The organism is Armatimonadia bacterium, assembly GCA_039679385.1.
Lineage (GTDB): Bacteria > Armatimonadota > Zipacnadia > Zipacnadales > JABUFB01 > JAJFTQ01.
Map to the genome: position 1 here is coordinate 1 of JBDKVB010000133.1, position 20,762 is coordinate 20,762.

The 20,762-nt window shown below is 65.5% G+C and carries 9 protein-coding genes; 4 read left to right on the forward strand and 5 right to left on the reverse strand.

The window, feature by feature from the left end:
• Positions 1 to 43 precede the first annotated feature (43 nt).
• Positions 44 to 685, forward strand: coding sequence for a phosphatase PAP2 family protein (locus ABFE16_14845; GenBank protein ID MEN6346575.1), 642 nt, complete (start codon positions 44 to 46; stop codon positions 683 to 685).
• A gap of 32 nt (positions 686 to 717) precedes the next feature.
• Positions 718 to 2,019 carry a hypothetical protein gene (locus ABFE16_14850; protein MEN6346576.1) on the forward strand — a complete coding sequence of 434 codons (1,302 nt, stop codon included), beginning with the start codon at positions 718 to 720 and terminating at the stop codon, positions 2,017 to 2,019.
• Between the two features lie 90 nt (positions 2,020 to 2,109).
• Here ABFE16_14850 and mnmE read toward each other — a convergent pair whose 3' ends face one another.
• Positions 2,110 to 3,519, reverse strand: a complete 1,410-nt coding sequence (gene mnmE / locus ABFE16_14855) for a tRNA uridine-5-carboxymethylaminomethyl(34) synthesis GTPase MnmE (protein MEN6346577.1) — start codon at positions 3,517 to 3,519, stop codon at positions 2,110 to 2,112.
• A gap of 193 nt (positions 3,520 to 3,712) precedes the next feature.
• On the opposite strand from mnmE, the gene ABFE16_14860 reads away from it, so the two are divergent.
• Positions 3,713 to 4,282 (forward strand): sigma-70 family RNA polymerase sigma factor, encoded by a 570-nt coding sequence (locus ABFE16_14860; GenBank protein MEN6346578.1) that lies wholly within the window; start codon positions 3,713 to 3,715, stop codon positions 4,280 to 4,282.
• 2 nt (positions 4,283 to 4,284) lie between these two features.
• A complete protein-coding gene (locus tag ABFE16_14865; GenBank protein ID MEN6346579.1) occupies positions 4,285 to 5,610 on the forward strand; it encodes an ATPase, T2SS/T4P/T4SS family in 1,326 nt (441 codons plus the stop codon).
• 87 nt (positions 5,611 to 5,697) lie between these two features.
• Here the strand turns inward: ABFE16_14865 and ABFE16_14870 are convergent, their stop codons facing one another.
• The 4 genes from ABFE16_14870 to ABFE16_14885 all read right to left on the reverse strand — a co-directional run bounded on the left by ABFE16_14870 (position 5,698) and on the right by ABFE16_14885 (position 20,693).
• The gene (locus ABFE16_14870) at positions 5,698 to 6,828 is read right to left on the reverse strand and encodes a PQQ-binding-like beta-propeller repeat protein (protein MEN6346580.1); all 1,131 of its coding nucleotides are present in this window, start codon (positions 6,826 to 6,828) and stop codon (positions 5,698 to 5,700) included.
• A gap of 214 nt (positions 6,829 to 7,042) precedes the next feature.
• On the reverse strand, positions 7,043 to 7,450 hold the full coding sequence (locus ABFE16_14875; GenBank protein MEN6346581.1) for a hypothetical protein: 408 nt from the start codon (positions 7,448 to 7,450) through the stop codon (positions 7,043 to 7,045).
• Between the two features lie 98 nt (positions 7,451 to 7,548).
• Complete coding sequence (locus ABFE16_14880) at positions 7,549 to 14,130, reverse strand: carboxypeptidase regulatory-like domain-containing protein (protein MEN6346582.1); 6,582 nt, start codon at positions 14,128 to 14,130, stop codon at positions 7,549 to 7,551.
• A gap of 167 nt (positions 14,131 to 14,297) precedes the next feature.
• Entirely contained in the window at positions 14,298 to 20,693 is a 6,396-nt protein-coding gene (locus ABFE16_14885) for a carboxypeptidase regulatory-like domain-containing protein (protein MEN6346583.1), read from the reverse strand.
• Positions 20,694 to 20,762 lie beyond the last annotated feature (69 nt).

A 20,762-nucleotide genomic window follows, 5' to 3' on the forward strand; every position in this document is an offset into this window, starting at 1 on the left:
CGCACGTCCCGTGTTGCTGGCAATCACCGCAGCAGGTGAATGAATGACGCGACGTATCCTCAACAGCCTCCTGTGGGCAACCGCGATCGTTGCCACAGGCTCTGTGCTCGTCCTGTATGACCCGGCCCTCATGGCCGCCTACCGAAGCATAGCGCCCAGATCGCAGTCGATAGAGACCCTTGCCAACTTCCTGACGGGGCTCTATGAACCGTATATGCTGCTTGTCTTTGCGGCGCTGTATGCCGTTGTCGTCCCTGTCTTGCGCTGGCGAAGGTTCGCGGTCCTGTTCGGTGCCATGCTGACGCAGGCGCTCCTTATCGACTTCCTCAAGCACGTCTTCAGCCGTGTGCGTCCCGACGGTGTTCCTGCGGGTGTGTTCCTCGGGCCGCAGTGGCACGAGTGGCAGCACTCCTTTCCCGGCGGCCATGCAGCAGCCGCCTTTGCGCTGGCCGCGATTATCGGTGCCTGGCACCCCCGCTTGCGATGGGCCGTGTACCTGTTTGCCTTCCTGGTTGCCCTGGCACGCATCCAGCTCAACCGCCATTACTTCGGCGACTGCTTCATCGGCGGCTGGCTCGGATACTGGGTCGCCCAGTGCTTCCTGACCTACGCCAAGCCAACCCTCCAGCCGGCCGCTGAAATGAGCCCTGCCTCTGTCGAGGCCCGTGTGGCCGAGAGCGACTGAGTTCGCTCCAGTTCACGAATCAGGTGATCTGTATGTCCGCGCTTCGTGCAGGCGCTGCTCGTGCCTGCATCACTCCGCCCTTGGGCACCCACCTCTGCGGCTTCTTCAGCGACCGCCTGGCGGAGGACGTCGGTGACGATCTGTTCGCCAAGGCCCTCGTCCTCGCCAACGACGACACCGCCATCGCGATCGTGGTGTGCGACCTGATCGCCGCCTACAAGCCGGACTTCGACCGCGCCAAGGCCAGGGCCCACGAGCTGACCGGCATCCCCGTCGAGAACATCTTCATGTCCTGCACCCATACCCATTACGGTCCGGCCTCGGTGCCCATTTTCGTGGTGCCGCGCGAGGACGCGTACATGGAGTGGGCGATGGACAAGGCCGGCGACGCCGTCAAGCTCGCCTACAACCGTCTTCGCCCCGCGAAGGTCGGCCACGCTTCCGGCCAGTGCCCGGAGGAGTGCCACAACCGACGCTGGCACATGAAGGACGGCTCGGTACAGATGAACCCGGGGTACCAGACTCCGGAGGCCCTGCGCCCGGCGGGTCCGACGGATCCTGAAGTCGGCGTGCTGGCGGTCCTCGACGAATCCTCCGCTCCGATCGCCGTCCTGGCCAACTACTCTCTGCACTACGTGGGCGGCCCCTACGGCCTCACTCTCTCGGCCGACTACTTCGGCGCCTTCGACCGCGCCCTTCAGCGCATGGCAGGAAGTCAGTTCGTGGGGATCATGATGAACGGCTGCTGCGGGGACATCAACAACTGCGACTTCACGCGCCCTGCTCCCACTTACCCGCATCCCTTCTACCAGGTGGAGCGCGTCGCGAACACAGTGGCCTCGCGCGCTTTCGGCGCCTGGCAGCAGATCCGTAAGTATGACTCCGCGCCGGTACTTGCCGCAGCCTCCGGGACCATGCCCTTCACCCGCCGCGAAGCCACACCGGAGGAGTTGGCCGCCGCTCGCAAGCTCTACGAGTCGAAGAACGACCCGAGCGATCACGAGTGGACTTACGCCAGAGAGATGGTGCTGGTGAGTGAGGAGCCGGTCACCCGCGACACGCCCATCAACAGCCTACGCGTGGGCGACCTGGGAATCACCGGTGTGCCGGGCGAGGTCTTCGTGGAGATCGGTCTCGCGATCAAGGAGGGGTCGCCCTTCGCCCGCACCTTCGTCGGGGAGCTGGCCAACGATTACGCCGGGTACATCCCAACCGACAAGGCCCTGCAGGAGGGCAGCTACGAGACCCGCCTCGCAAGGTCGGCCAAGGCGGCTCCCGGAACCCAGGGCGCGCTGATCGCCGCCTGCTTGGACAGCCTCAAGTCACTGGCCTGAGGCGATGGTCCTGGGGTGCTGCGGGGATACGAGATCACAGCATACAAGTACAGAGGGGCTGCGCCGATCCGCGAGACTGGCGCAGTCTCCTCATTTCCCGATGCAGAAGCTCGCGAAGATGCGGTCGATGATATCCTCACTGAGGGTGAGACCTACGATCTCCCCGAGGGCATCCAGTGCCTCGCGCAGGTCGGCGGCCACGTACTCCTCCGTCAGCCCGTCCTCGACCGCCTTCCGGGCAGCGAGTACCGCCCTCTGCGCCGCCTCCAGCGCGAGCTTGTGGCGGACGTTGGTGACCAGCGCTCCCTCGACGGCATGGGTCCGGCCGGCCCAGATCATCTCGCTGATGGCCGTGCGCAGATCGTCCAGCCCCTGGCCTGTATGCGCCGAGATCTCCACCACCGGCAGGTCCTTCACGGGACCCTCTTCCCCGTCTCCCCAGGCCCTCTGCACACTCTCCCAGGCCGCCGGTAAGTCACGCTTGTTCACCACCACCACCGTATGCCCGGAGGGTGCGTCACGCAGAAGCTCACGGTCGTCTGCCCCCAGGGCTTCCGAGCCGTCGAGCATCAGCAGGACCAACTCGGAGCCCTCCATCGCGGTCCGAGTCCTCTCCACCCCGGCGACTTCAACCACATCTTCGGTATCGCGCAGTCCTGCGGTATCCACGAGAACCACGGGCAAGCCATCGATGTTCACGCTGTCCTCAACCAGGTCGCGGGTGGTGCCCGGGATCGGCGTCACGATCACGCGCTCGTGCCCGAGGAGCGCATTCATCAGACTCGACTTACCCACATTGGGTCGGCCGACGATCGCCGTCCGCACCCCGTCGCGCAGGATCCGTCCGACCTGGGCCCCATCAATCAGCGCTCCAAGCCGGCGGGCGATCTCGTCGCACCTCTCCCCCGCTTGCGGCAGGGGCAGGAGTTCCAGGCCGTCCTCGGCGAAGTCGATGCCGGCCTCCAGGTTCACCATGATCTCCACGAGGGCGTCTCGCAGGGCCGTCACCTGCTCCGAGAGCCGCCCCTCCAACTGCGCGGCGGCGGCCCGTTGTGCCTCGGTCGTCCGCGCGTTGATCACGTCCAGCACCGCCTCCGCCTGGGCGAGGTCGATGCGGCCGAAGACGAAGGCACGCTTGGTGAACTCCCCAGGGTCAGCGAGTCGCGCCCCTCGCGACAGGACCAACTCGAGCGTGCGGCGAACCGGTACAACGCCACCGTGACAGTTGATCTCGACGACATCCTGGGTGGTGTAGGTGCGGGGCGCCCGCATGACGGTGAGGATGACCTCGTCCACGGTCTCCTCGCCGTCGACCACTCGCCCGTAGGCGGTGCTGAAGGTCCGCAGTGAGTAAGCGGTCTTCGTCGGGGTCGCGGGCACGAAGACGCCGTCGGCGATCTCAAGCGCACGCGGGCCGCTGAGGCGCACAATCCCGATCCCGCTCTGACCGGGCGGAGTCGAGACTGCCGCAATCGTATCTTCGAAGCTGTGCTGCTCCATCGCCAGGGGTCCTCCGCTGCAGGAGGCATCTAGCTGACCGCCTCATGCCGGACTCGATTATAGCACAGGCCGCAGGGCCCGGCCGCGCTCGACGTCGACAGGGCAGAACCTTCGCCACACCCTTGCGTTCAACCCGGTAACAGACGAGCTGAATGGGGGACGCGTGCTCGACTTGCGCACAGACGAGGAACTCATGGTAGCCGCACGAGGGGGCGACGACGAGGCCTTCGAAAGGCTGGCCCTGCGTCTACGCGCGGCGGTGTCGCGGTTCCTGCGGCATCTGGGTTGCAGCGAAGCGGCGGTGGAGGACATGACCCAGGAGACGCTCCTCAGGCTGTGGTCGGCCCGCGGCAGCTATGAGGAGCGTGCGGCCCTCCAGACCTATGTCTTCACCATCGCCCACAACCTCTGGCGCTCGCACCTGCGCCGTCTTTCGACGGCCCCGCCGCCGATGGGGCTGCCGTCCGACCCGGACGAACTGGATCGCCTGCTGCTTCGCCCTCCTCATGGTCCGCCCGGCCCTGAAGCACAGCTACTGGAACGCTACCGGGCCTTCCACCTGCGCCAGGCCATCGTTCGGCTGCCCTGGCGACAGCGCATCGTCTTCGTCCTTGCTCAGATGGAGGGGCTCCCCTACACACAGATCGCGTCGATGCTGGGGATCGCCGAGGGGACAGTCAAGTCCCGAATGCACCGCGCCCTTCGCTCGCTGCAGACCGAACTCGCACGCGAATTCCCCGAACTCTCGGGAACGGAGGAGTAACCATGGACTGCAAGACCGCCGCCGACCTTCTGGTCGCTTACGCCCGCTGCGAACTCAGCGCAGAGCAGACCGCTCAACTGGAGAAGCACCTGGCCGAGTGTCCGGCTTGCCGCTGGAGCGCCGAGGCCGCCCGCAAGACGGTGCAACTCCTTGCCCAGGCCGCAGAACCCGACACAGTCACGCTCGCCACTGAGCTCATGACAGAGGCCGTGAAGGCCGGAGCCAGCGACCTTCACCTCATCCCTCAGCGTGACTGGGTCGAGGTCATCCTCCGCGTTGACGGCGTCCTTCGGCCAATCCGTCAGCTACCACGGGCCTCTCACTCAGCCCTGGTCGGCCGCTTCCTGACGCTGTCCGAGCTGAACCCCTTCGAGTACCGGCGGGCGCAGTTCTCGCGGCTGCAGGTGCGCGTCGATGACCACGACTACCACCTGCGCGTGACGCTTCTGCCCACAGCCTGGGGACCTGCTCTGTCACTGCGCATCCTGCCCGAGCCGCTTGAGCTTGGCCTCCAAAGCCTGGGCTTCTCGCCTGCCAACCGCGACCTGATGCTCAAGTTGCTCCGCCAGCCCTGCGGTCTGGTTGTCGTATCCGGCCCCGCAGGCTCCGGCAAGACCACCACCCTCTACGCCTGCCTGCACGAGCTTGCGAACCCCTCCATCTCGATTCTCACGGTGGAGGAATCGGTCGCCTACATGCTCGAAGGGGTGAGGCAGATCGTCGTGGACTACGCCGCCGGATTCGGTCACGCCGCCGCCCTACGGGCCGCGATGCAGTCTGACCCCGATGTGATCATGGTCGACTTCCTCCGTGACCAGGCGACCGCCGCCGAAGCGGTGAACCTCGCCCTCTCGGGTCACCTGGTCCTCGCCGGACTGCACGCCCAGGACGCCCCTTCTGCTGTCCAGCGTCTCCTGGGTTTGGGCCTGGATCCGACGCTCGTGGCAGACAGCCTCATCGCGACCACCTGCCAGCGCTTGGTCCGACGGATCTGCACCGGCTGTCGTCGGGAGCAACCGACCTCCGCCGCTGACCAGGCTTTCCTTCGCGAGCAGGGCGTATCGGACATCCCGAAGGCCCTGCTAAGTGGGGCGGGCTGCGAGTCCTGTCGGGGAACGGGCTACCGTGGCCGCACTACTATCGCCGAGATACTGCCCATGACGCCCCAACTGATCGGCGCGATCGCCGACGGGAGCTACACGGCGGAAATCGGAGCTGCAGCGCTGCCCGAAACCATGGCGCACGATGGAGCGCAGAAAGCACTGGAGGCAGTCACGACAGTGGCCGAGGTCAGCCGGGTGACCCGCAGCCCATACCGGATCGGCTGAGTCGCAGCCAGGCAGTAAAACGCCCCGCCAAGTGCTCAGGCGGGGCGTATTGGTCCCAGTGAGAGACCGCGGTCAGCGTGCCCGCGCTCACTCGATACAGTACAGCTTTCCGTCCTGGCAGCCCACATACAGCCGCCCATCGGCAATCGCGGGGGAGGAGAAGGCTCTGCCGCCCAGCGCCACCTGCTTCAGAACGACGCCCGTGCGGGCGCTCATGAAGTACAAAACGCTGTTCTCAGCAGCCATATACAGCGTGTCGCCGGCACGGGCCAGCGCGCCATCGACCACGAGCCGACCCATCTTGTTCTCGAAGAGCTGCAGGCCGTCGGTGAGACGCAGACCACGCAGGACACCATCCGAGGTATACCCTTCCACGGTGAAGGCCCACAGCGTGCCCTGGTAGCTCGTAGTTCCCGCCAGCGTCGACTGGGCTCCCGGCTTGGGGATCCCCCAGGCCTTGGTCCCGTCCGCCGCGTTCCAGGCCGTTACGAACTCAGTCCCCGGCGGCGTCAAGGCGCTCAGGCTCATCAAGGGCACCAGCAGCTTGCCGTCGACGAGGCTCATGGGTGCGACAACCCGGCCGCTGAGCTTGGCAGTCCACACCACGGACCCATCGATCACCCTCCGTGCTGCGATCGTGCCGATCTCATCGCCGCAGAAGAGCGTGTCGCCCTGGACGGTCACAGGAGCGCTCACGCCGCCCAGGCCCTCGACGCGCCAGATCGTCTGACCTGTGGCCGGGTCAACGGCGCGCAGCGTTCCATCCATGCTGCCGAAAATCACTCGGTCGCCCACCGCGGTAGGCCCTGCCAGGACCGGGCGCAAGGTACGGTGCCGCCAGAGCATCTTGCCGGTCACCGCATCAAGCGCATGCACGAAGCAGTCGACGCTCCCGACGAACACTCGACCGGCGCTCACTTCAGCGCCCCCAACAATGGCCCCCGCGGTCGTGTACTTCCACACCACGGAACCCTCTGCGCGGTTCAGGGCGTAGAAGTCGCCATGCGAGGTGCCCACGTAGACCCGGTCGCCCACCACGATCGGCGAGCCATCGACACTTCCGCCCAGTTCCGTCGCCCAGACGACCACCCCCTTCGAGGGCCCGGCACTCGTAGCCAGCCCGCTGCGCTGCGCATCATGGCACACAGTCGGCCAATCGTCGCAGACGCCAATGGACAGCGTCCCGAGGAGCAGCAGAAGCGGGAAGGCCCTGATCATCTCGCACTCACCCTTCGGTTGCGTCGATTCCGGGCGACTGGTACGGCAGACGTCAAGCAACGCCGCCCGCTTCGGACGGCGTTGCCCAGGTCAGCGTCCGCTCCCGCTACCCGGCATACCACGCCGCCAGCCCTGGAGGGGCCCAACGGCGCCGCAGTAACCGCCCTGCACCAGGGAGACCAGGCAGACCGGATACCACCGGGTGCCCCAAGTCCTAGGCCGGGTCGGGCGGGAAGTCATCCAGAACCAGGATCGGGCCGGACAGAGTGACGGCACCGTTGTCGGGCATCACGATGGTAACGCTCACAGTACGCGGAGCACCATAGAGGTCCGGGTCCGGGGTGACCGTGAGGCTGGTGTATGTCCCGGCCGGCATGCCCTTGATTGTGAAGGCGCCATCAGGAGTAGTCGAGACGGCTTTCCGCTCCCCGGAGGAGGTGAGGACGGACACCGTGACGCCACCCAGCCCAAGGCTGGTCGCGCCGTCAATTGTCCTCCCCGTGATCGTGCCGCCTCGGACGGCGGTCGTGCCGCCTCCTCCACATCCTCCCAACACGGTTACGGACGCGACAACCAGGAGGGCGGCTGCTGCGACTGTCATGGCATAGCGGGCTCTGCGCATTAGGGACTCTCCCCTTCAATGGTGCGTTACGGCCGGCGGCAAGGGCATCAAGCCTGATCGCCCGCCCGGCGCGTGCCATCCGACTTCATGTTCCACGGCTAACGGCTTACGACTGCGCTGGTGACGACACTGACCTGCTGTCCGTCTTCACCAACTGCTTCCACGCGGACCAGGTAACGGCCGTTGGGCACCGGCGTTCCCGCCGTACTGCGCAGGTCCCAGCCAAGGCTGTTGGCGCCCTTGGTTGCGACCTGGCCGCTGCCCAGCGTGCGTATCACCCGACCGGCGATATTGGTGATGGTGACGGTTGTCTGGCAGTCCGCTGAGACATTATACGTGATTGCCAGTCCCTGGCCCACACCTCGCGCGGCCGCGCCACTGACGACAAGGCCTGCAGCGGACTTGGGCGACACTTCGAGCCTGAACCGGCGCTGCACCCCGGCATCCCCGCTCTCGAAGCTATACGAAGTGAGCGTCCGCGCATAGAGCCGCTTCCCGGTGCTAAGGTCCGTCAGGTACACGGCCAGACTCCCGGGCACCTTGCTCAGGTCCGGCAGGCTCAGCGCGATGCTGGTGTTCGGGATATCGCTGACAACCGAGAAGTCCCACGACTGCGTCGTCACTGCGCCCGCCTTGATGTCCTGCGACAGGTAGCGACCATCTGCAGCGGTCAGGTACACGTCTACGCTCTGAGGCGCCATCGGTGGGTTCTCGAACTGGACGCCCGCCGCCAGAGAAGGTCCAACACCCACAGTCGTTGTGACGTCCTGGCTGTCGGCAGCCTTCGCGACGATGGTTGCGCTCCAGCCCTTCACACCCAGGCTCAACTCCTGTGGTGCCGCCTGGGCGTCGGTGCTGCCCACCTGCGGCGGTGTCACATTGATCGTCGCCGGGTTGCCGTCGGTGCGCAGCCACACGCCCTCCCAGGGGTGGATCACCGTTCGGGCCACGTTCACCCCAGGCGTCGCAGCGATGAGAAGGTATCCTCGTGGCGCCGTTGCCTGATACACGTACCCGAAGGGACGGACGGAACCTGGCACGGCCGCGATGATGTTCGCGAAGGGCAGGGGTGAGTTGAACATGTTCGCAGTCATGTTCCACACCGGCCCCAGGTTGAGGCTGAAGGCGCGAGAGCTCCCGACCGGACGCCCACCGACCGAAAGATCAGCCTGCGGCAGATTCACGAAGTACCCGCGCCCAGGCCGCATAGCCAGGATCTCGGCGCCCTCGGTCGCTCCGGGCATCACGTAGCCCGGCACCGTGAGCGACGGATTCCAGCGAGCGACGGTCGTCGTACCGAACACCAGTGTCGGATCGTCGCTCTCAGGAGTGCACGGCAGGCCAAGGAAGTTCACGCCTACCGGGAAGGTATTCGCGTAGGCAATGTACGCGGTGAAGTCGACCCCCGTTGCGCTCGGCGGCACAGTGATGTTCTGCACCGACGGCGACATCTTGTACCCGGTCTTCACGACCTGCACCGGGAAGGTACCGGGTCGCACGTCAACGAGCGTGAACACGCCCAGATCATTCGTGGTAGCGGTCTGCGGGCCGGCAGTCACCGTGGCGCCCTGAACCCGGTTGCCGTCGTAGTCACGGACTGTCCCGACAATGGTGAACTTCTGCGCGATCCCATCGAAGCTGATACCCGTGACGTTTGCCCCGGGGACAGGGATCGTGACTACGGTCTTCTCGGGCTGGAAGTCGTAGTAGGGCATCGCCGGCCGCACCGTGTACTTGCCCGCGGGCACGCCGGCCAGGGTGTAGTTGCCCTGCGCGTCGGTGGTCACCGTTCGGAAGCCGTCGGAGACCGTCACCCCCGCAAGCCCGGTACCGTCTGCGGTGACTTGGCCGCTGATTGTATAGGTTCGGATGGTCGTCGTGAAGTCCTGGCCCGTAACGTCGGCGTTGGCGATCGTCACGCTCCGCTGCGGTGGAGTGAAGTCGGCCTCGGCCAGGCTCGGCACGATGCGATAGGCCCCCGCCTTCAGACCCGAGATGACGTAGTTGCCGTACCCGTCAGTCAGCCCGCTTCCGGCTGCCGCACCGCCCGGTTCATCCACATAGGCCGTCACGGTCACAGCCGGCACACCTTCATCAGGCGTCGCGGCCTGGGTGACACGCCCCGAGACCCGGTAGGTCGGCTCTGGCACGCAGGTGAACTGCCACTCAAAGCCGTCCCCGGCTGTGATGACCGGCGATTCGTCGCTGATCAGGTTCCCCAGAACGTCTCGCACCTTCACACGCACCGAGCAGGCCTGTCCATAGCCGAACGCCGCGTGCGCGACGCGGATCACGCCCGTCGCCGTATCATAGGTCAGATCCGGCGCCATTGCCTGCGTGCCGTTGAGGTAGACCTCCAGCGTGCTCCAGTCCACACCGGCCTTCGTGTCGACCAGGCGACAGCCGACGGTGGCGTCGAGCGCTTGGTTCGTCGCGCCGGGCGCGGGAAGGATGCTGGTCACTGCAGGCCCGGTCACGTCCGTGTCCGTATCGAAGCTCCAGGTGGCCTCGTTTGCGGGAGGATTGGTCGGGTTTGCTGCCCGGTCGGACACTTGGACCTTCATCTGTACTGTGCTGTTCCAGGACAGCGCACCGGGGCCAGTGCTCGGGTAGCGCACCGTGACCGCCAGGAGGTTCGCCGAGTCGATAGCGCACTCACTCGTCACCTCGACACCGCCGACGAAGATGTGCAGCGTGGACACATCGACGCCGGACACGTCATCGGTGATCGTGAAGGTGATCGGCGAGGTGATGAGAATGCCGGTGGCACCGATAGCCGGGCTCGCATTGGTGACCGAGGGCCCGGTGGTGTCGGGCACCACATTGAAGCTGTAGCTCCCGTCCACCAGATCGTGCGTCGGCGCCGACCGGTCCTTGCAGCTCACGTAGACCGTGGCCTGATCGTTCCACTTCAGGAAGCCCGCCGGCGGCGTCCAGGAGCAGTGCAGCTTGGCCGGCATATCGGCGGTGTTCTTGGTGAGCAGCCCAGTCAGGTCCTGAGTGGTCTGTGTCGTGTCTCGATGGGTGACGACGATCCGTGCCTGTAGGGTCGTCTCATCCACTCCGTCGCCGGTGTCCTCGACCGTGAAGGAGATCGGGCTATCCACCGCGGCTGGGGAGGCCGGTAGTGTGTTGCTCAGGAAGGGCGGCAAGCCGTCGACGATCTGGATGGCACTTGACTCGCAAGGGAAGCGGTCGGCGCCAAAGTTGTACCCCGGCGCTGCCGGGCCGGATGCCAGTCGCGCCTTCAGTTGGACGGTCCCCGGGACGGTCGGAACCACGGACGCTCCACCGGCCAGACAAGCACGCAGGTTGACCGCACCAGCGGGAGCAGCAGTCGACACATCACAGGCAACCAGCAGGTGCTTGACCGAACCCAGGGGCACCGAGTAGCCCAGCCCACCGAAGGTCGCGACACCGCTGCTAACCGAGGATGTGCGCAGCAGCGGCTCCCCGGCGTCGATCTGCTTGTTGTAGTTCTGGTCCTCGTACAGCTTCACGCTGGACAGCCGGGCGTCCGCATTCAGCCCGGCGTAGGTGTCGACGCTGATTGTCTGGATCGTTACGTCGTCTGTCGACAGGTTGGGATAGACCCCGTCGTTGTTGAGAGTGACCTCGAGCATCGGATAGCCGGTCGCGCCCTGGGGCACCTCACGGACCGACTTGCCGGCGTCTGGCGCAGGCACCAAGTCCTCCGAGGTGACGATGACTTCGGCCGGCTCAACATACACGTTCGCCGTCATCACCGCACCCGGGTTGCTGATGCTGGTGAGGCGAACGAAGGAGTCGGTCGGAGTCCCGCCCAGGACGTCCGTGTTGCCGCCGTTCGGCGCGCCATGGCTCCAGCTCGTGGGAGACTGCTGGCCGTTCCCCAGTAGGGCAGAGCGCTGAGTGAAACTCCGGTTTCCGACGCTTCCGGGGAAGGGGTCGCCGGCGGTATCCCCGGGTCCAGAATCGCGGCTGTTCGACTGCAACTCAATCCTGCCGTCAGCCTGCTCCGGCACGACGGTCAGCGCGCCCTCGTTCCGCTGGAAGCCGCCGATATCGCGCTCGTCGATATGCCAGATGTAGAGCCCAGGCGATGAGGTGTCGTTGAAGTAGGAGGCCCCGGTGGTACTCCGGTTCTCCAGCAGGAAGTACTCCTGCCAGCTCTCCGGATTCCGCAAGTCGTCCCAGGCCGGCTGTCCACCAGGGAAGCCCACCGGCGCTGTCGGGTTCTTGGTCGCGTAGACTGCCAGGGGGTGTGCCGGGAGCTTCATGATGCTCGGCAGGGCGACGGTGCCCTCGGTCCGGGCGATGCTCGCCGCTACCCGATCCGCCGTCACAGGGTCGGCCGTCGCCCAGGGCCCGTTCACGATGCCCGCGTGAAGCTTCGACCACGGATCAATGCGAACGCCGCGGGCGAAGAGGCTGTAGGGCCCCGCGCCATTGCACTCGAAGTTACCCGGCGACGGAACCGTGCCGAGGTTGACGTCGAAGTCCCTATCATACAGGCTCTCGCAGCCAAGGGCGTGTCCCAGTTCGTGAGCCGCGAGACGCATTCCGGCCTTGTCCGGCAGCACTGCCCACCAAGTGCCCCCGATCTGCTGCGCACACGGGATGATGGTAGCTGCCGCGTCGTTCTCCACGTCGCCGGTCGTGTCGGCCCCAGGATAGAGGACAAACACCGCGTCATAGCCCACAGTGGAGATGCCCTGGTCCGCCAGCACTCTCTCGACGTCCTGCCGCATGGCCGCTGCGCTGTGCCGGCCACCCAGGAAGACGTTCCCGTGGTTCGGGAAGTTGTGGTCGTACCCATCATGGTCGAAGGGTGCGGGGCGGTCGACCCGGTCCGCCGGATCCTCGACTGTGCCACCGATCTCATCCAACCAACCGTTCGGCTGCCGCAAGGTCAGCAACTGGTACGCGCTCTGCGTCGGATCGAACTTGTGGTCATGTGTGTAGTAGCACAGGCTCTTGAGGCGGTTACCCACGCTATAGCCGATGTACTTGCGGGTCGCCTCCACCCTACCCGCCACCGAGTTGTCGACGTCGGCAGAGGTGAACAGGGTGTCCGGCAGCGGCCCGCATCCAAGGAGCTGAGGCCGGAAGTTGGGGTTCATCGGCACGGTGATGGGGGCCGCGTCCGGGTCACCGATGCGGTTCGCCGCCCACGTAGATGTGCCGCCCTTGGCTGCCGGCAGAGCCACCGTAGCGCGCCAACTCTCGGGGGGCGCCGGAACGGCAGGTGCACTCGTGGGCACATAGGTGATCCACTGCGCTGGGTTCCCGAGGTCTCGGAACCGCCAGGTGTTCCCGCCGGGGTTGAGGATGGTGTGTCGCCGGTAGTCCCACTCGTCGCCCACCATCGCGGCGCCGTTGAAGTCGATCTGCACCGTCGCCGGATTGACGCCCGGTGCGACTGAGTCGCAGTCTTGGGTCTGCCAGACCGTCAGCGTCACTCCCGCGGTGGTTATGTCGGTCACCGGGGTGATGTCAGTCCGGAAGTAGAAGGTCAACCCGCTCGCTGAGAGGCTGGCGCGCACGATGGGCTGGTAGGGGTATCCCGTCATCGGGTCCGTCACCGTTGCCAGCGTCGGGCGCAGCATCGGAGTGCCGGGTTGCACGGCGTAGTAGCACTTCGTCGGGGGGTCCGTCGGGTTCGCCCACCGGTCGAGCGAGTGGTGGTCGGTGACCCACGCCTTGATGTCGGAGGTGGTTCCGCTGACATCAATCTGGCCGTGGGAGTTCTCGTTGAAGAAGCGGTTCACTGACAGGGGGTTCGCAAGGCTGAACACCAGGTTGTTCCATGCGGTCTGGAGCGCGCCGGCGGGCTGATAGGAGTCTCCCCCAGACCGCGGATGTTTGATGCTGGTCGTCGCGGTCGGCAGGCCCGTGGAATAGGCAGTCGAGTTGGCCAGCCCCGCCGGGACACCATTCACAAGCCTGCCACCGGGTGTGTCGGCAAAGTACTCATCGTCGTAGGGCAGGGGGTTGGCGAAGGTGCCACCGGTGTGGTACGCCGCGTTCGTCCCCATCGGGTAGATCAGGGGTGCCGTGAGCGGACCCGCATTGGCCGCGTAGAAGATATCGGTGTTCATGGAGTTGTCGCGAAGGCCGTCACCGTTCTCGTACGGGCACAGGTCGACCCAGTGCGGGAACTCGACCGCGACAACCATCACCGTCACTTGCTCAGCGTCGGCCGTATCCACAACGCCCGGGGGCGTGCTCAGTGCTGCGGGGACAATCATGAACCCGTGGTCTCGTGCCTGGTTCAGCAAGGCGAGGGCATCCTGCCGCAGATTGCCGTCGAGGAGACCAAAGAGCATCCCCTTGTAGCTTCGCCCGAGATCAGAGGTTGCACGGATCAGGCGTCCTCGGCCGTCGTACCGCACGGACTCCCCACCCACGCCACCGTTGCGCACCGTGTAGAAGTCGAGCCGCGCCCCCTCCGGGAGGTTCAGCGTATCGACCAGGCGCACGCCGGTCTTGCGCTCCTGCTCACGCACCCATCTCTCCGCCGTAGCGACCGAGACCGAGTAGCGTTCGGCGTAGACCTGCGCGGCTTCCCGCGAGGAGGCTCCGGTGGCAACCGGCACCATGGCGGCGCACACACACGCGACGCTCCCAAGCAGCAGGGATGTAGCCAGTGCCAGCCGCAACCTGGTGCGCGATCCCCGACACAGCTTCTCACCGTTCATCAGGCACGCCTCCCTACTGCTGAACACGGTTGCCTGGGCAACACAAGGCAGCGGTCCCTCCGACTGCGGGGCGTTCGAGGAACATATTGAGACAGGCCCGGTGGGCCTCTTTGTGGGTCCGCTCACCGGGCCTGTCATTGCCTACTGGATTGTCCTTCACCCAGGCCCTAGCGTGCGACCTGGAGCGTGACTAGCGTCTGCGTGGACTGACCATCCTCGCTCTGCGCGGTGATCTTCACCAGGTACCGACCGGACGGGACCTTCGTGCCGTTAGCGGCCTGCAGGTTCCACACCATCTGGCTCGCACCGGACGGAGCGACGCCATTCGAGGCCAGTGTCCGGATCGGGCGCCCGGCGATGTTCATCACCGAGACTTCCACGCTCGCGGGCTTGCTGAGCGAGTAGGTCACGACAGCTCCTGCACCCGTCTGGCGTGCCGAGGCGGCCGAGACGGTCAAACCGGCGTCGTTGCGCGCTGCGACCTCGAGCCGGAACCGCCGCACACCGGATTCATCCGTGGTGTATACGTACTGGTTCATGGTTCGCGCGTAGATACGCTTGCCAGTTGCTTCGTCGACCAGCGTCACCGTCTTGTCCGCGGGGATGCGGGACAGGTCAGGCAGCGACAGAGCAACCTGGCTACCACTCAGATCAGTCGTCACCACGAAGTTCCAGGTCTGCGTACCGGCGGCCGCCGATCGTACGTCGCAGGCCAGCCGCTCGCCGTCACTGTTGACGAAGTACAGGTCGACATAGGGCGAGACTGCCGGCGGGTTCGAGATCTCAAGGTCGGCATCCAGACTCTGCACCACACCGGCGACACTTGCTGTGTCGGCGCGGCCTTCGGCCGTCACCTGGATCGGCACCAGGTAGTCGCCGGCTTGCAGCTTCGGCGCTGCCGCTTCACCCGCCACGGCAGCGGTCGCCACCGGTGCGACCGCAACGCTCAGCTTTCCGGTCGACTTCATCCAGAAGCCGGCATTCGCGGGGATGCTAGTCTTGGCGCCTAGCGCCGAGATATCGGTGACCAGCTCGTAGCTGCCCGTCGACGCGTTGTACAGGAACCCGTAGTCCCGCACCGCGCCGCCGGAGGTGATGTTCAGGTTGCCCCACGGCAGAACCGAGGTGAAGGGGTTACCAGCCATGCTCCAGCCGCTCTCAACCTGCAGATAGAACACAGCCGTCGTATCTACCGGTTCGCCAGGGATGTTCAGGAACACGTTGGCCGCGCTGTTGTTGCGCATCCAGAAGCCGCGCCCAGGAAGTAGCTGGTACTGGGTCGGCAGGGGCAGCCCGGGGTTCCCGCGGATGTACTTGTCCACGCCACTGGCCGTCGGATCCCAACGTGCCACATCGACACCGGCCGGCACGTTCAGCGCGGGGTTGAGCTCGCGCGCCACAATCGGGAAGGCCACCATGCGCAGGCCGCTCGGCAGCGTGTAGCTGTACAGAGTGAGGCCGGTGAAGTCGATGCCGGTGGTGTCGGCAGTGAGGTTCACTGTGCGGCTGGACGGCTCGAAGCTCCAGCCGATCAGACCCGGCACCACTACGTAGGCACCCGTCGGCAGACCGGCGATGGTGTAGGAGCCGCTAGCGTTCGTCGTCGCGGAACCCACAACCGGCCCGGTAAGGCTGCCCAGATGGGCCTCTAGGTACACGCCGGAGACACGCGCCCCACTCGGGAGCTTGAGGACGCCGCTGATGCCGTACCGGAGCACGTCGCCCTGGAAGTTCGCTGTCGCATCACCCGGCGGGTTCGGTGCTGCCGGGAGAGTGACATTGGCCACGGTCGGCGTGAAAGTGTACCCCGACTTGGTGGCGGTGAACTGGTAGTTGCCGCCCTTCAGACCCGAGATCTGGTAGCTGCCGGTGCTGTCGGTCGTGGCCTCGTGTACGCCGTCGCTGACCAGTACGCCGGGCAGCGGCTGGCCGACCATATCGAGGACCTTGCCGGTCAGGTTGTAGGCGGCCTCAGCCACGAAGTCGACGCCGGTAGCGGACGGACCCAGCGTCACCGACTTCGATTCCGGCGTGAAGGCGTAGCCCGTCAGGATGGGCGTCACAGTGTAGGTGCCGCCCGACAGGTTCGGAAGGGTGTAGGTGCCGTCCGCAGCCACGTCGACTGTGTAGGCTCCTGCAGTCACCCGTACCGGCGTCGGTAGGATCGGTAGCGGCAGACCGTTCTTGTCGAGGACCTTACCCGAGATTGAGTAGATCGGTGGTCCCGCAACCGTGAAGGAGGTATCACTGGTGGTCGGGTTCGGCGTCGGTACTGCGGTATCAGCCGCAGTGATGTGGACGTCGACAGTCGCCAGCATCGGTAGGGCGCTCGGCGGCTGGTAGACCACATGGATCTTCTTCGCATTGGTCGGGTCGAAGCTCTTGCTCAACGCCCCACCAACCACCGGTGTGCCGTTGACGGCGATACCGACCGTGATGCTGTTGATGTCAGGGCCGGCTCCGGTGTCCACTACGTCGAAGGTGATGGACGTCCCGGGCGCGACATTCGCTGCGCCGTTGGCCGGCACGAGGTTCTGGATCTCCGGCCCGTTGGTGTCGGTGGACTTGGACGACGCGACGTTCGAGTCCGCCGATTCGTGTAGCCCGGCCGTGTCATCGTAGGCGCGGACCACATAGTAGTAGGTCACATCGTCCGAGACGCCGTTCTGGTCGCGGTAGGTGTAGCTGCCCGCTCCCGTAGCCGGGATCTGGGCCACCGGCGCTGTCGCGAAGGGCGCCCCAGTGGTGTTGCGGTACACGTTGTAGCCCTTCACGTCATTTTGGCCTACGCCGTCATCCGGCGAGCGGTCCCAGGACAGGTCAACAGTGCCGCCCAGTCCGGGATCCGAAGCGACCAGGTTGGTCGGCGCCTGGGGCGGTACGTTGTCGACCGCCGAGACGGGCCCTTCCACATTCGAGTCGCCCGAGATACGGTCCGGGTTAATCGGCGTGACCAGTGTACCGTCGGCGTTGCGCTGCGGCGTTCCATCGGGGTTGACCGCGATCGGCGTCGAGCCGTTGTAGGCCCGAACGGTCACGAAGTAGTTCACACCCGACGGCACCGGAGCGAAGATGCCCGAGTAGGACGGCGCCTTGGTCGCGGTGATGACCCGCGCCAGTTCGTGGGTTGTGGCGTCCTCCACGAAGGGCGCGCCGGTGGTGTTCCGGAAGACCAAGTACTGCACGACGTTGTTCGCGCCGCCTCCATCATCGAGGGAGGAACTGAACTGGTAGTTCAGTGAGCCGCCATTGTCGGCGGGAGTGTCCGTGACCACCAAGTTCGACGGAGCGGCCGGCGGCTCGATGACCTGCGGCCCTGTGTAGAAGGACCCGGAGGTCGTCGGGATGCGAGCCAGGCCCTCACCGTCTGAGGCGACGAAGTAGAAGGTGTGCGCCGTCGCCTGGGTGAGTCCGGTGATCTGGAACTCGTACTCAGCGCCACCACCGGCGGTGGTGTAGTCCTTGTCGGTCGGGTCGACCGCGGTCATGTCGTGCGCCTGGTTGTCGATGAAGACCTGGACGTACTTGGGCGGGTTGCCCCGTACGCCTGCGAACTGGTCGTTGTCGTAGTAGGTAACCTTGTAGGTGAAGGTCGTTGTCTGGCGGCCCTCGGTCGGGCTGAGGCGGGTCGCCGCCGGCGCATCAAGTGTCGGTGCGCTGTTCGCCGCGACGATCGGCGCCGGAGCAGCGTCGAAGATGAACTGATCATTCAGCACGACGCCGTCGGCGGCCGGGTCGCTGCCCGCCGCAAGGGTCAGGGCGTCGCCCACATTGTCATCGACTGTGTACTCGTGCAGTAGGCTCCAAAGGGAGCCCGAGTACTGCCAGAACTGGATCTTGACACCCAGTCCCTGCAGCCGATGATCGGGGAACTGCGTGGTGGAACCGTCAAGCGCGTACTTCAGCGTCACGCCCGAAGGTGCCGCAGCTACCTTGCCCATCGGCCCCTTGAAGGGCGGCGTCGCCGGCGGGTTGTAGTACGCCGGGAACCGATCCTGACCATCCGAGGCCTGGGCCCGAATCACATGGGTGCCCTGGGCCAGCAGCATCGGTGTGCTCTGGTAGATCGCGCCGTCCGTGTAGACCGTGTCGGAGGCGTTCGCCGGGTACAGGTCCACGATCTGCGAGGGACTGTCGGTGGTTCCGTCGATGCCCAGGCGGATGAAGGCCGGCGGATCGTTCTGCGCGTCCGTGTAGGTGATGTAGAAGGTGAAGGGCGTTACCGTGACGCCGTCCGGACCCACGCCGGTAGCTGCCGGAGTGTACCGGTAGTCGGTGAGCATCGGCGCGGTGTTCTGGATGACCTCGGGTCCCTGGAAGTAACCGGAACTCGGGTAGCGCACGTACTCGCCCTCGACCGTCTGGTCAGCGAGGGTCGGATCCGGCTGCCAGGAACCCCAGTCGTCGGCGAACTCAAAGAAGTACCTGTGCACGCCCGGCGTCAGCACCATGTGCGTCGCCGTGTTGAACTCGTACACCACACCGTTCTTGTAGTTGCTCGGGTCGGGGTTGAGGGCGGCGTCCCCGCTCTTGGTCATGTCGGCGCGCTCGGCCACGTAGAACTTGTCGCCGGACTTGACGCCATCATCCAGCGGAGTGCCGATTCCGTCGTCGGCAACATTGTTGATGTGCTGGACCAGGGTGATACTGCTCGCCGTGTTGTTGGCGATGCGGTAGGACTTCCCGGTCGCAGCTCCCGACTGCATGACCACGAACAGGTTCGTCATCTCGCCGTTGGTGTGCGTTCCGGGCGCGACCGCGTAGTTGAGAGTCACGTTGTCCGTCGGGGTCGCGCTTACCGTGTGCTGCCCGAACTGGTCACCATACAGGTCGACGAAGACGCGGGCCTTGTAGGGCCGGTCACCTAGGCCGGACCCAGCCGGTTCGGCGGCGCCGTCCGCGTCACTGTACTTGACCTGGAACACAAAGGCCTCGGTCGTGCGGCCAGAAACCGGCGAAACGGACTGCGCGGACAGAACCGGCTTGCTGTTCACACGGAACCAGTAGTAGGAGGAATCGGCGTCTGACGGCGGCACACCGATGTCGCCCGGATCCCGGAGGTTCCCAACCTTGTCGGGGCGCTGCGGGTAGATGGCCTCACGCGTGCCGTCACTGGACTGGAAGTAGTAGTTGTAGTCGCCTACACCGCCACCGCCCGGAAGCTGGTCGGCGCTGAACTGGTACTGATAGGTGCAGCCGTTGGTGTAGTCGCTGTCGGCCGCATCGAACTTCTGCATGGTATACGCCTGCCAGTTGCCTGGCGTGGCGCCGGCCTTGCGGATCCAGACGCGCATGTACCGAGGCGGAACGTTCTCAGACTGCCAGTAGTTCACGCGCACGGTATAGCTTGAGGACTGGCCCCACTTGCCGCCCCGGAAGGGAGTCGAGGAGATCTCGTTCCAGGTGTTGGCGAAGTTCGGCAGGATGGTGTCGTCGTTGGTGACCTTCCACGGACCCGGGTTGGCCGCGTAAAGCGGGTCGGGTCCAGCGCCGATCTCCGGCGGGAAGGGCAGGCCGTGGTAGTTGCTATTGGAGGAGACGGCGCCCACGGCGCCGATCTTGGCCAACTGGATCTGCGTGTTGTTGGGGATGTCGTTCTCGATGAAGCCCTTGTAGTAGGTGCCCGAAGCCGCACCCACGAAGTCAGGCTTCCACCAGGGGCTGGCAGAGGGAATGTCCGTGCTGATACCGCCCTCACGCCCCGGCACCCCAAAGAAGGGGTAGGCCGTGAGCACCGGGTTCACCACAGGGAAGCGGCGGAAGCTCGGGTTCGCGTAGTCACTCGGGTCGTTGACGTCGGCGTCCGTGACCGCCTCGTGGGACTTGTAGCTGTAACCGTAGGGGTCGGGCGCGTCGACAGAAGCGTCGGCGAACCGGCGCATCTGAGCCACAGTGTAGTTACCCACCGCGTGCTGTTCGTTGTACACACTCAGGCGCTTGCGCTCGGCAGCCGAGCGGATCCAGATGGGTGAATAGGGAGCCGCGCACGCCCGGTCCATGTACTCGGTGTGGACATCGTTGCCAGGCCACCCGACCTGCACCCAACTGCGGTTCGCAACCGGCATCGTGTCGTCAGTGGTCCAGAACTCGTAGGTGTGCTTGCCGGCAGCGAAAGACACGTAGTTGTTGGAGGATGGGCGCCCCGTCACATTGACGGCCCAGGCATCCCAGGTATCGGAGCCCGGAAGGTCAAAGGGCAGCAGGAAGATGTTGTCGAGGAAGTTCTGGTAGTCGGTCGGCAGAACGGTATACCTGAAGGTGACGCCGTTGGCGTAGGCGCCACCGGTCTCCGGCACCATGTAGTGTGGCGCCCAGTGCTGTCCATCGATTACCAGCAAAACCCGTGGGATGTAGCTGCCACGGTCGTTGAGGTAGTCTCTACCGTATCCCGTCTGGTCCAGCCACGTGTCCGTGGATTGCCAGTACAGGGAGTTGGCGACGCTCCACAGCGACTTGCTGTAACTCCAGTTGAACCGCGGGGGAAGCTCCAGGCCGGAGTACAGGCCGCTGCGGTACTTGACGCGGAAGGTGTAGGCGGAACTGCCGCTACCGCTATCCGGCACGACCTCCACCGGCCCGACCTTCAACGGGTCAATGGTCTGACCGTTCTGGTCGGCGACATACCACTCCAG

Excerpts from the sequence above, each read along its gene's own strand:
- mnmE (MEN6346577.1), bottom strand. The coding sequence starts at position 3,519 with ATGGAGCAGCACAGCTTCGAAGATACGATTGCGGCAGTCTCGACTCCG.
- ABFE16_14850 (MEN6346576.1), top strand. The coding sequence starts at position 718 with ATGTCCGCGCTTCGTGCAGGCGCTGCTCGTGCCTGCATCACTCCGCCC.
- ABFE16_14860 (MEN6346578.1), top strand. The coding sequence starts at position 3,713 with ATGGTAGCCGCACGAGGGGGCGACGACGAGGCCTTCGAAAGGCTGGCC.
- ABFE16_14865 (MEN6346579.1), top strand. The coding sequence starts at position 4,285 with ATGGACTGCAAGACCGCCGCCGACCTTCTGGTCGCTTACGCCCGCTGC.
- ABFE16_14870 (MEN6346580.1), bottom strand. The coding sequence starts at position 6,828 with ATGATCAGGGCCTTCCCGCTTCTGCTGCTCCTCGGGACGCTGTCCATT.
- ABFE16_14845 (MEN6346575.1), top strand. The coding sequence starts at position 44 with ATGACGCGACGTATCCTCAACAGCCTCCTGTGGGCAACCGCGATCGTT.
- ABFE16_14875 (MEN6346581.1), bottom strand. The coding sequence starts at position 7,450 with ATGCGCAGAGCCCGCTATGCCATGACAGTCGCAGCAGCCGCCCTCCTG.
- ABFE16_14880 (MEN6346582.1), bottom strand. The coding sequence starts at position 14,130 with ATGAACGGTGAGAAGCTGTGTCGGGGATCGCGCACCAGGTTGCGGCTG.